This is a genomic window from Alistipes intestinihominis (genome assembly GCF_040095975.1).
GTDB classification, from domain to species: Bacteria; Bacteroidota; Bacteroidia; order Bacteroidales; family Rikenellaceae; genus Alistipes; species Alistipes senegalensis.
Window position 1 is genome coordinate 139203 of the sequence record NZ_JBBMFL010000006.1, and the last position, 16170, is coordinate 155372.

The 16170-nt window shown below is 58.9% G+C and carries 8 protein-coding genes; 4 read left to right on the plus strand and 4 right to left on the minus strand.

Annotated features, from left to right (window positions below; all coding sequences use genetic code 11):
- Positions 1–12 precede the first annotated feature (12 nt).
- The 4 genes from WMO46_RS07135 to WMO46_RS07150 all read left to right on the plus strand — a co-directional run bounded on the left by WMO46_RS07135 (position 13) and on the right by WMO46_RS07150 (position 9272).
- A complete protein-coding gene (locus tag WMO46_RS07135) occupies positions 13–1800 on the plus strand; it encodes a RagB/SusD family nutrient uptake outer membrane protein (RefSeq protein WP_019149354.1) in 1788 nt (595 codons plus the stop codon).
- 80 nt (positions 1801–1880) lie between these two features.
- The gene (locus tag WMO46_RS07140) at positions 1881–2789 is read left to right on the plus strand and encodes an endonuclease/exonuclease/phosphatase family protein (protein WP_026076257.1); all 909 of its coding nucleotides are present in this window, start codon (positions 1881–1883) and stop codon (positions 2787–2789) included.
- Between the two features lies 1 nt (position 2790).
- Complete coding sequence (locus WMO46_RS07145; protein ID WP_349094076.1) at positions 2791–7485, plus strand: alpha-N-acetylglucosaminidase TIM-barrel domain-containing protein; 4695 nt, start codon at positions 2791–2793, stop codon at positions 7483–7485.
- A gap of 17 nt (positions 7486–7502) precedes the next feature.
- Positions 7503–9272, plus strand: coding sequence for a DUF4091 domain-containing protein (locus WMO46_RS07150; RefSeq protein WP_349094077.1), 1770 nt, complete (start codon positions 7503–7505; stop codon positions 9270–9272).
- Between the two features lie 155 nt (positions 9273–9427).
- Here WMO46_RS07150 and WMO46_RS07155 read toward each other — a convergent pair whose 3' ends face one another.
- From WMO46_RS07155 to WMO46_RS07170, 4 genes are all read right to left on the minus strand, one after another.
- Positions 9428–11173, minus strand: a complete 1746-nt coding sequence (locus tag WMO46_RS07155; protein ID WP_281511781.1) for a right-handed parallel beta-helix repeat-containing protein — start codon at positions 11171–11173, stop codon at positions 9428–9430.
- A gap of 2 nt (positions 11174–11175) precedes the next feature.
- The gene (locus WMO46_RS07160) at positions 11176–13026 is read right to left on the minus strand and encodes a right-handed parallel beta-helix repeat-containing protein (RefSeq protein WP_281511780.1); all 1851 of its coding nucleotides are present in this window, start codon (positions 13024–13026) and stop codon (positions 11176–11178) included.
- A gap of 94 nt (positions 13027–13120) precedes the next feature.
- The gene (locus WMO46_RS07165) at positions 13121–14662 is read right to left on the minus strand and encodes a BACON domain-containing protein (RefSeq protein WP_281511779.1); all 1542 of its coding nucleotides are present in this window, start codon (positions 14660–14662) and stop codon (positions 13121–13123) included.
- Between the two features lie 17 nt (positions 14663–14679).
- Positions 14680–16161 carry a SusD/RagB family nutrient-binding outer membrane lipoprotein gene (locus tag WMO46_RS07170; RefSeq protein ID WP_281511778.1) on the minus strand — a complete coding sequence of 494 codons (1482 nt, stop codon included), beginning with the start codon at positions 16159–16161 and terminating at the stop codon, positions 14680–14682.
- Between the last annotated feature and the right edge of the window lie 9 nt (positions 16162–16170).

Below are 16170 nucleotides of genomic sequence, written 5' to 3' on the forward strand. Positions count from 1 at the left end.
TAAACCTGAATTATGAAAAAGATACTCTGTACCTTATGCATTGCCGCGGCATTCGTTTCGTGCAATCTCGATGAGTTCCCGCTGGACAAGCTGGCCCCTGAGAACTATTTCAACAACGAAGAGGAACTGAAAACATTCACCAACACCTTCTACCAGCAGAACTTCCCCGAGGCGAGCGCCATCTATTCCGAGAGCGCCGACGTCATCATCGTAACGACGCTCCAATCCGAAGTGTCGGGCACGCGCACCGTCGTCAACGAGGGCGGCGGCTGGGACACCGGAAGCTGGCAGCCGCTCACTTATATCAACAACTACCTTTACTATTCGCACCGTTGCAGCGACACGAAAGCACGGGAGCGCTACGACGGCGTGGCCCGGTTCTTCCGCGCCTATTTCTATTTCGAGAAGGTGAAACGCTTCGGCGACGTGCCCTGGTACGACCAACCCCTGAAATCGGACAACCCCGACCTGTACAAGGCCCGCGATTCCCGCGAGTTCGTCATGTCCAAGATCCTCGAAGATATCGACTACGCCATTGCCAAACTGCCCCAGGAACAGAACGTTTACAGCGTCACGCAGTGGACCGCGCTCGCCCTCAAATCGCGGATCTGCCTCTTCGAAGGCACATTCCGCAAATACCACGGCATAGCCGGCCATGAAGAGTACCTGGACGAATGTATCGAGGCTGCCGAACGGTTCATCGATGAAAGCCCGTATCTGATCTACAAGGGTTCGTCGACTCCGTACCGGGACCTCTTCTCGTCGAACAACGCCATTTCCACGGAGGTGATCCTGGCCCGCGACTACGAGATCGGCCTGAACATCATCCACAACGCCAACAACTACACGCTTTCCAACACCTACGGCATGCCTGGACTGAACAAGAAGATCGTGGACAGCTACCTCAAATCGGACGGCAGCCGTTTCACGGATGTTCCGGGATACAGCACGATGGAGTTTTTCCAGGAGATGCAGGGCCGTGATCCACGGCTGACGCAGACCGTGCGCGGTCCGGGTTACACGCGCATCGGCCAGACAGCCAGGCTTTCGCCCGATTTCTCGTGCTCGACGACCGGTTATCAGCTGACCAAGTGGGTGACCGACGTGAGCCAGGACGGTTACAACAAGTCCTACAACGACATCATCCTCTTCCGTGCGGCCGAGGTCTACCTGAATTTCGCCGAGGCCAAGGCCGAACGCGGAACGCTCACCCAGGACGACATCAACAAATCCATCAAACCGATCCGCGACCGGGTGGGTATGCCGAATCTCGACATGAAGGCGGCCAATGCCAATCCGGACCCGTATCTCGCCAGCAACGTGACGGGTTATCCTAACGTCAGCGGCGAGAACAAGGGCGTCATCCTCGAAATCCGCCGCGAGCGGACCATCGAGCTGATCGCTGAAGGGCATCGCTACTACGACATGGTACGCTGGAAAGAGGGCAAAATGTTCGAACAGGAGTTCAAGGGCATGTATTTCACGCCGGGCATGAACTCCGACGGCTACCGTATCTACGACCTCGACGGCAGCGGCGATGTCAGTGCGCTGGACGTCTGTCTCTATACGACCTCTTCGGCTCCGAAGGCCGCGGACCATCCGGAACTCGCGGTCATCAAAACGTTCCTCAAAATCGGCAGCGCTTTCGAGCTGACCGGAGCAGCCGGAGGCAACATCATCGTCCACAACACGGAAACCGAACCGCGCGAATGGCGTGAAGACCGGGATTACCTCTACCCGCTGCCGCTGTCGCAGATCCAGTTCGCTCCCGACAAGATCAAACAGAATCCGAATTGGTAAGCCACGGAGTGCGGCGGTACGCAATGTCGTGCCGCCGCACACTCCCGTTCTAAGAAAACAACACAAACAAGAATCAGGATATGAGAAATTCAGGAAAAATCATCTTCGCCGTCATGCTCCTCGCGAGCATGCTTCCCCTCACCTCGTGCGGAAAATCGGAGGCCCCGGGACTCAGTTCCGGAGGCATCGGCGGCAACGAAGGCGGCACCTCCGAAGAGTACAAGTACCCCAAACCGTCGCAGTCCGCGATCAGGCTGATGACCTACAACTCCTATTATTGCCGCGGCAACACGGGCACACCGGCCGTCTCGCAGACGAATACGGAGAACTTCGCCCGGGTGATCAAGACGCTCGACGCCGATATCGTAGCGATCCAGGAGCTCGACAAAGGGGCGCTGAACCGCAACAAACGCGACCTGCTGCAAGAGATCGCCGATGCGACGGGCATCGACTATCAGGTCGTTTTCGCCCCGGCGGCGGACTACATGGGTGGTAAGATCGGCCCCGGGGTCCTCGTCAAGCGATCGCTGGGCGTAAAAAGCACGAAAACGGTCGAACTGCCGGGCGACGAGGGGCGTATGCTGGTCGTCGTCGAAACGGACGACTTCGTCTTTCTGGGAACCCACCTCGACCTGAACGACGGGGCCAGACGCCAGAGCGCCACGATCATCAACGAAGTGTCGAACGGCTACCGGAAACCGGTGTTCCTCGCCGGAGACCTCAACGACTCCCACAGGTGGTCGGGCGGCGGCGCGGCCTTCCCGGTCCTCACGAACGAATTTGCGATCAAGAGTTCGACCGAAGGAACGCTTCCGGGCCAGCCCAACGAAACCATCGACTACATCCTGTTCGACGACAACGGCCAATCGTCCGCGGTGAACTTTCTGGAAACCGGAGTTGTGAAAAAACTGAATTTCAACGGCAAGGTCGAGGACCTCGACACCGTTTCGGACCATTTCCCGGTCTATCTGGACATTGAACTGAAATAAAATGAGCTTACGTCTGACATCGCTTTGCCGGGCGGTTCTCCTCACCCTGTTCCTGTCGCTTCCGGCCCTGGCCGGAGCCAGTCCGGAATGGACCGATTTCAGCGGCGTCGCCCGGCTCGTGGAGCGCCGTATCCCCTTCCTGGCCGGCAAGGTCGATTTCCGGCCGGCTTCCGACGCTGCAGAAAACAGCGACGCGTTCACCCTCGCCACACGCCGGGGACGGCTGACGATCGAGGCCACTTCGCCTTCGGCGGCGGCGACGGCCGTCAATTACTACCTGAACCGCTTTTGCGGGATGAGCCTGTCGCACAACGGCGACAACCTGCACGATCTGCTGTCGTTGCCCGAGGTCGCTCCGTCGGTGACAGTCCGTTCTCCGTTCCGTTACCGCTATGCCCTGAATTATTGCACGTACAACTATACCTACTCGTTTTACGACTGGAACGACTGGGAGCGCGAACTCGACTGGATGGCCCTGAACGGCGTCAATCTCATGCTCGCCCCCTTGGGGACCGAACTCGTATGGGCCCGGACGCTGGAAGATGTCGGGTTTACCGAAGAGGAGATCGGCGACTTCATCCCGGGGCCGGCTTTCACGGCATGGTGGCTCATGGGCAATCTCGAAGGGTGGGGCGGCCCGATGAGCCGCGGCATGATGGAAGGCCGGGCCCGGATGCAGCAGCGTATTCTGGCACGGATGGCTGAACTGGGTATCGAACCTGTATTGCAGGGCTTCTGGGGGATGGTTCCCAACAAGCTCCGGGAGAAATATCCCGACGCCCGGATCGTCGATCAGGGATTGTGGGGACGTGTTTTCCCCCGCCCGGCGATCCTGCTTCCCGAAGACCCGCTCTTCGACCGGATGTCCGACCGCTACTACTCCGTCCTGCGGGAACTCTACGGTGATTCGGTGAAATACCTCGGAGGCGACCTCTTCCACGAGGGAGGCGATACGACCGGAATGCACGTGACCCGCACGGCGTCGTTGATCCAGGCCTCCATGCAGCGGCATTTCCCCGGATCGAAATGGATGCTTCAGGGATGGAGCGGCAACCCGAAGAAAGAACTGCTCGCAGGGCTCGATCCGGCCTTCACCGTGGTCATCGACCTCTTCGGGGAGAGCGGTTCGACGTGGCGAAGCACCGGGGAGTTTTACGGTACCCCGTGGATCTGGGCCACCGTAAACCATTTCGGCGGCAAGACCGATATGGGCGGCCAGCTTCCGGTGATTCTCGCGGGACCTCACGAGGCCCGTTCCGAATCCGAAAACCTTCTCTGCGGCGTGGGCATCCTGCCCGAAGGCATCGCTGCCAATCCGGTGGTCTACGACTGGGCCCTGAAAACGGCCTGGGAGTCCGGAGCGCCCGATCCCGGCGACTACCTGCGCCGATACATCGTTTACCGCTACGGCACATGGAACGACCATGTCTACGAAGCCTGGCGGCTGTTGCTGGGGTCCGTCTACGGCGAGTTTGCGATCAAGGGGGAAGGGACCTTCGAATCCATCTTCTGCGCCCGTCCCGGACTGGACGTCACCAGCGTTTCGACGTGGGGCCCCAAACGGTTCCAGTACGATCCGGCAAAGCTCGTCGATGCGCTGGTTCTTTTCCGCAAGGCGGCGGAACAGTACGGCGACTCGCCGACATACCGTTACGACCTGGCCGACTTGGCGCGCCAGGTACTCGCCAACCACGCCCGGGACATCTACCGAAGGACCGTCAAGGCATATCGTCGCGGCGACCGCGAAGGTTTAGACCTGCTTTCGGCCGATTTCCTCGCGCTGCTCGGACTTCAGGACCGCCTCATGGGCACGCAACCGGATTTTCTGCTGGGACGATGGCTCGACAAGGCCCTGCATTACGGCGACAACGAACAGGAACGCCGTCAGTCGTTGAAAAACGCCAAGACGCAGATCACCTACTGGGGACCTGCCGATCCGAATACCCGCGTGCATGACTACGCCAACAAGGAGTGGAGCGGCTTGCTCGCTGATTACTATCTGCCGCGCTGGAAGGCTTTCTTCGATTATCTGAGCGCCGATATGGAGGGCCGAGAGGTCCCCGAACCGGACTATTTCGGCATGGAAAAGGCGTGGGCCGATTCCGGGAAGGAGTATCCGACCGAACCGCGCGGAGAGCTGCTCGCCGAGGTCGATTCGGTGTTGCTCGCGGTGTGTCCGCCCTACAAGGACCGGAGCCTCACGCCCCAGGAACGTGCCGAAGACCTGCTGGGACGGATGACCCTGCGTGAAAAGATCGCGCAGATGCGCCATATCCATTTCAAACACTACGACAACGAAGGAGAGGTCGACCTCGAAAAACTGGCATCCTCCACCGGCGGAGTCGGCTGGGGATGCGTCGAGGCATTCCCCTACTCCTCCGGACAATACCTGAAAGCCATGCGGCAGATACAGGCATACATGTGCAGCGACACCCGCCTCGGCATTCCCGTCATTCCCGTCATGGAAGGGCTTCACGGCGTTGTGCAGGATGGCAGCACCATCTTTCCGCAGGCCATTGCGCAAGGCGCGACCTTTAACCCGCGGCTTGTCGGCGGGATGGCCGGCCATATTGCCGACGAAATGGAGGCCATCGGTGCGAAACAGGTGCTCGCACCCGTGCTCGACATCGCCCGGGAACTGCGCTGGGGACGTGTCGAAGAGACCTTCGGCGAAGACCCGCATCTGATCTCATGCATGGGCGCCGCCTACATGAAAGCCATGCACGCCAAAGGCATGATCACGACACCCAAACACTTCGTCGCACACGGCACCCCCACGGCAGGGCTCAACCTGGCCTCGGTGAAAGGCGGCAAACGGGAGCTGATGAGCCTTTACGTGAAACCTTTCCGGGAACTGATCGCCGCAACGAAGCCGCTGTCCGCCATGAATTGTTACAGTTCCTACGACGACGAGGCGGTCACGGGTTCGAAATCCCTGATGACCGGACTGCTGCGCGACAGCCTCGGATTCAGGGGGTACGTCTACTCCGATTGGGGTTCGGTCAGGATGCTCTCGCATTTCCACCGCGCGGCCGCTCCCGGAGGCGCCGCAGCCCGCATGGCCATCGAAGCAGGCATCGACCTCGAAGCCGGAAGCGAAGAATACCGGCACGCGGAACAAATGGTCCGGGAAGGATTTCTCGACGAAAAATACATCGACCGGGCTGTCGGTAACATTTTATTCGTTAAATTTGCTTCCGGCCTTTTCGACGGGGAACCGGCGGACACGCTCGGCTGGCGGCGAAAGATACACGCCCCCGAAGCCGTGCGCCTTGCCCGTCAGATTGCCGACGAAAGTGCCGTACTGCTCGAAAACCGCAACGGCGTGCTGCCGCTGTCGCCCGGCAAACTGCGGTCGGTGGCCGTTATCGGCCCGAACGCCGACCGCGTACAGTTCGGCGATTACAGCTGGAGTGCGGAGAAGGACAAGGGCATTACCCCGCTGTGCGGAATCCGGGAATACCTGGACGGGTCCGGCGTGCGGGTGAACTACGCGGAGGGATGCGATCCCTATTCGCAGGACAAAAGCGGATTCGGCGAAGCCCTGAAAGCCGCCCGCCGGAGCGACGCCGTCGTGGTATTCGTCGGATCGCAGAGCGCCATACTCGCACGGGCATCCGAACCGGCGACCAGCGGGGAGGGTTACGACCTCACCAGCCTGCGTCTGCCGGGCGTGCAGGAGGAACTCGTCGAAGAACTCGCCCGGACGGGCAAACCGATGATAGTCGTGCTCGTGACAGGCAAACCGTTCGAACTGGCCCGCATCCGGGAATTGGCGGATGCCGTGCTCGTGCAGTGGTATGCCGGCGAGGAGGGCGGAGCCTCCGTCGCAGGAATACTTTTCGGGAAGACGAACCCTTCGGGCAGGCTTCCCGTCTCGTTTCCGCAGAGCGCCGGGCACCTGCCGTGCTACTACAACCACCTGCCCACGGACAAGGGCTACTACAATAAGAAGGGCACCCCCGACAATCCGGGGCGCGATTACGTCTTCTCGGACCCCGAACCGCTCTATCCGTTCGGATACGGATTGAGCTACACGCAGTTCGAATACTCCGGGATGGAGACAGCTTCCGGGGAGTTCACTGCGACCGATACCCTGAGGGTAAACGTCCGCGTGAAAAACACGGGCAGCCGGACGGGCAGCGAAGTCGTGCAACTGTATGTCCGGGACCTGATAAGTTCCGTTGCGACACCCGTCAGACAACTCCATGCGTTCGATAAGGTGGAGTTGAACCCGGGCGAAGAGCGGTCGGTTCGTTTTTCGATCCCCGTTCCGCTGCTCTCCCTGTACGACGCGGCCATGCGGCGCATCGTCGAACCGGGCGATTTCGAGTTGCAGGTCGGAGCCTCCTCCCGGGACATCCGGCTCCGAGACACGGTAACCGTGGCCGGATGCGCAGACATCCCGGGTCCAAAGGCGATCGGGGCGAAAGCCGGCGCCGTCCGGGAGCCGGGAGCGGAGGTCGAGATTTCGGGAACGGTGCGCAACGTGCAGGCAGCGGTCATGCCGGACGTCAGGGTTTACGCCGCATCGGCTCCCGCATGTGCCGTCGTGACCGACAGACACGGAAGATACACCCTCCGTATCCGGACCAACGACCGGGCCGTCTTCGAACTGGAAGGCCACGAACGCCGGGAGATCGACGTCACGGAGGGCGGCAGCCTCGACATAGAGTTGGAGCCGGCCATGAACTGACCCAAAACCAGTAAGATATGAAACCGTACCTTTCTTCATTGTTATTGTCCGCAGGGCTCTCCCTGCTGCTCGTCTCGTGCGACAGCGGGACCGCCCGGAAAATCTCATCGTTCGACGAACTGCCCGACCCCACGGCCGACACGCTCTCCGACTGGTCGGGCGTTCCCCGAGGGCTCCACGCCTCGTTCGTGAGCACGGACGCCGTTTTCAGACGTTCGGTCGTTCCGGACGTAGCACCCTCGACATCCGCCCGGTTGGAAGGATGGCGCGGCGAACGGGTGTCCGCCCAACTGCTGCTCTGGACCGCCTCCGGTGCGGACGGCGTAGAGGTCGAGGTGGGACCGTTCAGGTCGGACGGGCACATGCTTCCTGAAGATGCCGCCCAGGCCCGATTCGTCCGCTATGTCCTGAGCGACGAGTTCGGCAACAAATGCGGCTATCACGATCCGGCGATCTACCCGCCGCACCTGGTTCCGGACATGCTCGACGACATCGATGTTTTCGACCTGAAGGCCCGGAACGTCCGTCCGGTGTGGATAACGGTCTCCGTCCCGGCCGACGCCCCCGCCGGAGAATACGTTTCGACAATCAAACTGTATGCAAAAGGCCGACAACTCAGAACGTTCGACATCGGACTCACGGTCATCGACCGGGAACTCCCGCCCCCTGCCGAGTGGAACTACTACCTCGACCTCTGGCAGCACCCTGCGGCCGTCGCCCGCGTCGAGGGGCTCGACATGTGGAGCGACGCCCATTTCGAGGCCCTTGTCCCGTATATGCGGCTCCTGGCCGATGCAGGACAAAAGGTCGTCACGACGACGCTGAACAAGGACCCGTGGAACAACCAGTGCTTCGACTCCTACGCCGACATGATTGTCTGGACAAAGAATGCAGACGGGTCGTGGAGCTATGACTATACGGTCTTCGACCGGTGGGTCGAACTGATGACGGGTCTGGGCATCGACCACACCATCAACTGCTACTCGATGCTGCCGTGGAACAACGAGCTCCACTACCGGGACGGTGTCACGGGCCGTTTCGTCGACGTGACAGCCGATCCGGGCACTCCGGCCTTCGAAGAGCTATGGGTACCGTTCCTCACCGACTTCACCGGGCACCTCCGTGAAAAGGGGTGGCTCGGGCGGACGAATATCGCCATGGACGAACGTTCGCCGGAAGAGATGACCGATGCGCTCGACCTCCTGCGGAAGACGGCTCCCGAATTGGGAATCGCCATGGCCGATAACAAGAACAGCTACCTGAGCTATCCCTTCATAAACAGCATGTGCGTCAAAGTTCGCGACCGGGTTCCGCCGCAGCATATCGCCGAGCGACGCGCCCAAGGCTTCGTAACGACCTACTACGTCTGCTGTTCGGATCGTTTTCCCAACATGTTCACCTTCTCCGACCCCGCTGAAGCGGTCTATGCCGGATGGTATACGGCCGCCTGCGGTTACGACGGATTCCTGCGCTGGGCCTACAATTCGTGGGTCGGGGAACCGCTGACCGACTCGCGTTTTAGAACCTTCCCCGCCGGCGATACGTATATCATTTATCCCGGGGCACGCTCTTCCATCCGGTTCGAACGACTGGTCGAAGGAATCCAGGATGCCGAAAAGATCTCGATCCTGAAAAAGGAGTTCGCAGCAACCGGAACACCGGAGGCCGCGTCACGGCTCGAACAGCTCGAAACGCTGCTCTCCGGATTCGCCACCATAACCCCGGAAGCGGGCTGGCCCGACAGGCTCTCCCGAGCCAAACGGAAACTCAACGAATTGTCGTACTGATACCAACGAAACAAGTCACTCGCAATGAGTGGCTTGTTTTTGGTGGGAACAAGCGGATTTGAACCGCAAACATCCGGCTTGTCGAGCAAGCACTCTAAACCGACTCGAAAAACAGAAAGAGAACAGATTATACACTTTCAACCTACTTATTGCCATCACCACTCTTTTTCCTGAGTTTTAACGTAGATAAACGTATTGTTTTTAGTCTGGAGCTCAATTTGTGGATGCTCGTTGCGTTTACGTGAAATTCCGTAAGTCGTATTCTGAACGACATTACCTTCAACAACGATCTCCTCGGCCGGAGACGAAACGAACATCCCGTATTTACAGCCAGAAACGGCATTGCCTCGCAGTGTCACACCACAGGTGCGCGGAAAGAGACGTATGCCGTAGGAACTCGAATCATGGCCGCCGATTCTCGCGGTGGTGCCGCTATCGCGTATGAAACTATTCTCTTCCAGCAGGATATTCAGCCGGTTCAGGTCCTGGTTGTATTTGTTTTTGTAAAGGAAGAACCCGTTGAGACATTCATGGGTGCGATTGCCGCGGATGACGATATCACCTTCGGTGAAAATATTGTTCTGCTCGTAGCCGTCAATGATCAGAATGCCCGTGCGTGCTCCCGTAATCACGTTGTTCTCGATGACAGATCCGCCGGCATATCCTTCGAACAGTCCCACGCCCGATGTCCCGCCCCGTTTGGCGTGGGCATAATAATAATTGGTTTCGAACGGCAGGTCGCAATACACCTCGTTGTTACGGATGACGGTGTTGCGTCCTCCCGAGACGACTCCCTGGGCCGAACCGGAAACTTTGTTGCCTTCGAGCAGGGAGTTGCAGCAAGCCTGCTGCACGATGACTCCGGCCCACACGGCGTTCGAAGCACGGCAATTTCGCACATAACATCCTACACAGGGGATATGGCCGACCCGCCCGGCAGTAATGTTGAAAGCGTGCGTCGAAAAATCCGATTCGCATTGCTCGAACCCGCAGCCGAATGAGGCGAAAATGCAGAAAAGGTTGTAACGCGAATAGGCTTTGAACCCTTCGGCAGCAATCGGTTTCAACAAAGCCGCCAGTTCCTCATCGAACATTGTGGAACATCCCAGGCAGCTGACGTATTTCGACCAGTTGATCGAAAAGGGGCAGTAATTGTCGGCCACGACAGGAATTTCGACACGGATATTCCGTGCAGAGCATTGCTCGGCATACCGGAACGATATGGCCCCTGTGCAATCCGCCGTATTAACGACCGTGAAATTACGCAGGTGGCTATCCTTCACCATCCGGAGCCGCTGTACGGTCGTATGCCGACGCTTGATGGGATATTCTTCGGGGATTGTCTCGCGCGAAGCATCTTTGTAATAGAACGGAAAAAGCGTTGCGGTCGTGGTCGTGACGATACAGCCTTCAACGGTTTCGACCGTGAGGAACTCCCCGAACGGACAGGTTTTCTTGTAGGTACGTCCGAGCGTCCATTCCGGACCGCAGTCTTCACGCATCATGCTGTTGCGCTGTCCGATCAGCAGCAGGTCGTCGCCCGGGAGCAGTCCGTCGGCCGATACGAGCCGCATGGTCCGAGAGAAATCGGCCATGTCTTCGGCCAAAAGGCGCTCTTCCTCAACGACGCCCTCCACGCAGAACAGCACTTTGCCCAAAGGCCGGAAACGGGTCGCGTTTCCGGCCCCGGCAATGGTCTTGCCGCCCGGAACGCGGACTTCGGAGCAATAATACTCCCCTTCGGGCACGTAGACGAAATCGCCTTCGGCGAAAGCGGCGGCGAAGGCTCCCGCCCAATCGTCGCCCGATTTGTTTGCGGCGTAGTCGGAAAGCACGACCCGCTGGGCACACAGGGTTTCGGCCGCGGCAAGCAGGAGTACCGAGATGATAAAGCGTTTCATAATCAATAGTTTTTTACGCACGCCTGATCCAGCCCCTGACGCGGAATCAGGATCGAAGAAAAAGTGTTGTCGCTGTCGTGCAAGTGAATATCCCCGGTTTCGCCCGTGCCCGACAGATCGTCGAGAAAAATCCCGTAACGGCCGTTGGAAAAACGGTTGGCATCGAGTGTCATGTAATCGGGCATACGACCCAAAGCAGCGCCGTAGAGGAACCCATCGGTCGCATTGGAGCGGATAGCGTACTCCCCGCAGCAGTCCGAAAGGCGAATACCGTAAGTTTCCCATTGTTTGCCCCCGGCCGATACGCTGTCTCCCGCGCCGTTCAACACATTGCCCGAAAGCGTCACATGCATTGCACCGCGGGCGGTATTGTATGAATTGCGATAATGGTAAAAACCGTGGATGCAGTTCCTGACCGTGTTGTCGGCGATGACGGCATCGACCCGGTCGAAGACATTCAGTTCCTCATAACCATCCAATACGGCGATTCCGGTGTAGAAATTCTCCACGCAGTTGCCCCGGATTTCGCAGTTGCGGGCATAACCTTCGAAAACGGCTACGCCGACCGTGCCGCCCCGGGCAATCCGCGTATAATAATAGTCGGTTGAAAAGGGCAGATGAGTGCTGACCGTATTGTTCATGATCTTCGAGCCACGGCACCCGGCCAGCACCCCCTGCCCCGACCGTTCGACCGTGTTGCCTGCAAGTTCGCTCCACGGCGTGCACTGCTGCGCGATCACGCCCGCCCAGACCGAATTGACAGCCCGGCAGTTCCGTATTTTGCAGCGGATGCTCGGAATGCCGCCGGAGGAGTAGGTGATGTTGAAGGCATGGGAGGCGAAATTGTCGGTACAGTTCTCCAGCACACACTCCTGGGAACTGATGATGCGGAAGTTATTGTAGGTCGAATAGCAGTCGTAATTCTTCGTCATGCGTTTCTGGAGATCGGCAATCAGCGCCGAGGAGTATTCCGACCGGCAGCCGACGGCCTTGCAGTTACGCGCCAAATAGATCTTGAGCACCATAAACGAATCGTCCGGAACGGCTGAAACGCGGAATGTGACTTGCTCGACGGTGCAGTTCTCGGCCCATTTAATCCGCACGATCTCGGAACAAGCTCTCGACACACGGATCGTGAAATTTTTCAGGTGCGTATCCCGCACGGCATCAATCCGTTGCAGGGTCGAGCCGGCGCGCGTCTCAAAGCCCGCTTTCACCGTTTCCTGAGATGCATCGCTGCGATAGAAGGGAAAAAGAGTTGCTTCTTCGGTCGTTACGGTATTGCCTGCCGCCGAACGGACCGTGAGCAGTTCGCCGAAAAAACAGGTCCGGCTGTTTTTGGTCGTCTGCCCCAGGGTCCAATCGCCCGCATCTTCGCGGAACATACAGTTACGCTGTGATTTCAGAATGACCAGATCGCCCGGAACGAATTCCCGGACCGAAGCCACTTCGATCGCCGAGGAGAAATCGGGAATGTGGCTCACGACCGGGATTTCGTCGCCGGCCGAGCCTTCCACCCGGAACAGGATCGAGCCGAGCGGCGTGAAAACCGTACCCGCGCCGGCTCCTTCGATCGTCTTGCCCGAAGGCACCATAAGGGGTGAGAGCGGATATTCTCCATCGGGAACGAGAATCCGATCGGCAACCCGGAAAGCCTCCGTAAAGGCCTTGTGCCAATCTCCGCCGGCCACCGCGGCACGGAAATCGGTGATCGACACCGTCCCTTCGGGCAGTGTCGTCCCTCCGGAACCGGGGCCGTCGGGGCCGTTCTGCGAAGGCTTACCGGTCGAATCCCCCGTACAGGCCATTGCAAACAGAAGAACGGGCAGGAATATGGTTTTCAGTCGGGTCATAATGAGTTGTTTTTGGTCCCGGATTGCAGAGCCTTCCGTCCGCCCGGCAGCCGGGGCGTTCGGGCGGACGGAAAACCCGACAATGTCCGGACGGTTATTCGTTCAGCGCAAAGACGCCGAAATAACACATGTAATTCGGGCCCGTGGTGCTGATGACCGATGTCTTGCCGTCGGCCCGTTTGTCCGAGGCTTTCGAAACCCGGAAGCAGACCGTCTCACGGTTCTGAGCGCCGGGTGCACGCACGCTGTACGTCCCCAGAAAGTATTCGTTGCTGGTGCCGTTTGCCGCATTGTTCTGCGTGAGCACTACACCGCAGTCGGTCCACGTCGCCGCATCGGGGCTCTCGGCCCATTCGACTTTCAGTTCGGCAACCGACGAGCTGAACGACAAAGTCCAAAGCGACAGGTAGATGTCTTCCGATATACCGACGGTCGAAACCGTGAACTTGTAGTATTGTCCCGAACCGTCCCATGACTTGAGACTCGGCCCCCAATAGGTGTTGTCGGCAGCATACGCCTTCGTACAATCCCTGCGGGCGAACGAGGACTTGACATCGGCACCGGCGCTGTTGATCTTTACACCGAACGTAGCCGTTCCCGAACCCTTTGCCACGCTCCAGTCCGTATCCGAAACCGCACTCTTATCCCCGTACCACTCTGCGATCGAACGGTAGGACTCGGCATCGATCTTCACCATGTCCGCCTCCGAACGCAGCCTCAGTGCGGGAGTGGAACCCGAACGATCGACGATGCCCGTCAGATTGTAATCCCCGAAAAGGATGTTCTGCGCGTGTTTGAAACCATCGCTATCGCGAGTGCGCACCGTAAAGGTATTGCCTTTGTCGTCGCGGATCGTGAGGTCGCATTCGAATCCCGCGAGGGTCAGGTTGTAGAGCGTGCCCAGGGGGACTGCGAAACTGACATTCCGGAGCGTAACCAGCGTGTTATGCGGCACGACGTCGAGGGTCGTGAAATCGGGAAGCGCCAAAACGCTGGTCTGTATCAGGGTGACCGTTTGCTCCAACGAAGGTTCATCGAGCGCATAGATCCGGATACGTGCCTGTCGGTCACCGCTGTACGGTGTGACCGAAACGGACAGTTGGTCGGCTTCCAGGTCGGGCTTGCCGAGCGTTACCCACGCCGCGTCGGCGGCATCGACCAGTTCGGCACCCCAGTCGACATTCGTGTCAACAGCGATGAATATGTCGTCGCCGTCGGCGCTGACCGTGATCTCCGGCTCCCCGATTTCGAGGCGTTTCGCGGGAGCGCCCTGGTTGACGGGGATGGTCGCAACGACATTGCCTCCGCCATCGCGTGCGGTCAAGCTACAGCTACGCGGATAAGGCTGATCCTGAACCTGGGCGGTCACATAAAAACGGCCTTCATCCTTTCCGGTGGCCGGATACACCGTACACCACTCTTCGGCATCGCTCGTGATGGTCCAGCTGACGTTCGACCTTACGACGACACGCACTTCCTGGACTTTTTCCGCGCTTTCCCCTTGCGGTTCGAACCGGATCGGGTTCTCGACGGAGTAGTCGCTTTCGAAATAGGGCACTCCCCCATTCTCATCATTCTCGCAGCCTGCCGTCCAAAGTATCGGAAGCAGCAATGCAAGTATTCTGAATCGTTTCATAGTCTTCGAATTAAAGGTTAGTAATTGGTTCCCGAGGCCCACCATACCTTGGTCAGCATGTCGTCCTTACCGCCCATGCGTTCGACGGCTGCACGATATTGCACCTCGTTAGCGGTCTGGCTGATGGTCGGATAGCACAGACGGGTAGGAAGCGTGGCTACGCCGTTCGCATTCTTGTTCTCGCAGGCCGGGCCGATCTCGAGCGTCGGATAGCCCGTGCGGCGGTAGTCGCACCATGCCTCGAAGCCCACCATGAAGAGGCTGACCCATTTCTGCTCGATGATCCGCTCGATCGTACCGTCGTACTGTACCCGGGGATGTGCGAGTGTCAGATCGGCTGCCGAGGCAGCCGCATCGCCGCACCATTCGGTCACGGAAGCCCGGACGGCCTGCTTGTAATACGTTTCGGCGTCGCCGGCAATATATCCGCGCGCAGCGGCTTCGGCCAGGATGAACTGCTGTTCGGCGTACGACATGAAGGTCGAAGGCTGCGTATCGCTCGAAAGTGTCCGGGCATAGTTCGACGTGGTGCTCTTGTTTGCATTGATATAATCGTCTTCCTGTCCCGAAAGCATGCCCGCATAGATTTGCTGGCCACTGACCGTGACGGGGTCCGCGTATTTGGAGAGGCGCGGGTCGCCGCTGTCGTCCAGCAGGTCGATCAGGCGCGAACACATGCGTTTGTTCTGCGAGGCGGCAGGCGCCGTCAGCGAGCCCGAGGGTCCGAATCCGTTGAAGAACGGCACGATGCCCGTGAACCGCAGGATAGCTCCGTCGGCATTGTTCTCGAAAAGCGATCCGCCTGAGACCACCTCCTGCATTGCGGCCGAAACGTCGATTTGACGGCTCTGACGCAGCAACAGCCGCAGCCGCAGGGCATTGGTGAATTTCCGCCACTTTTTCAGGTCGCCGTTGTAGAGCAGGTCGTAGCTCGCGCCGTCATAGGTTACCGACGTGTCGTACAGCCCGTCGGCCGTTTTCAGTTCGTCGCACAGCGAGGCGTAAATATCCTTCTGCTCATCGTATTTGGGATGGGTGATATTGTCGCCGACAATCCGGAACGCCTCGGAATAAGGCATATCACCGAAGATATCGGTCATCGCCGAGACGTAAAAGGCTTTCAGGGTAATTGCAATGGCCTGGCTGTTGGGGTCATCCTGGGCCACGGCCAGCTGGGCCATGTGTACGGCGTTCATACATGAGCCGCTGAGGTTGCGCCACAGCATTTCCGAATCGCTGGCTTTGAGGACGAAACACGAGATCTTCTCCAGACCGTCGGACTGCATGGCATACTGCATCAGGTCGCCGTTGATGCGCCACGAGCGGTATTGCAGTGTCCAGTTGCCGTCATAGAGCAGGTTCTGCAGCAGCGATGAGGGCGCAGTTTCCCCAAGGGTGATCTGGTTGGGGTTGTTGTTCATCTCCTCCAATTTCTGACACGATACAATCGTCGCAGCGGCGAGGAGCGTCGTCAGGCAGAGTGTGCGTATGTTTTTCATAACTGCGGG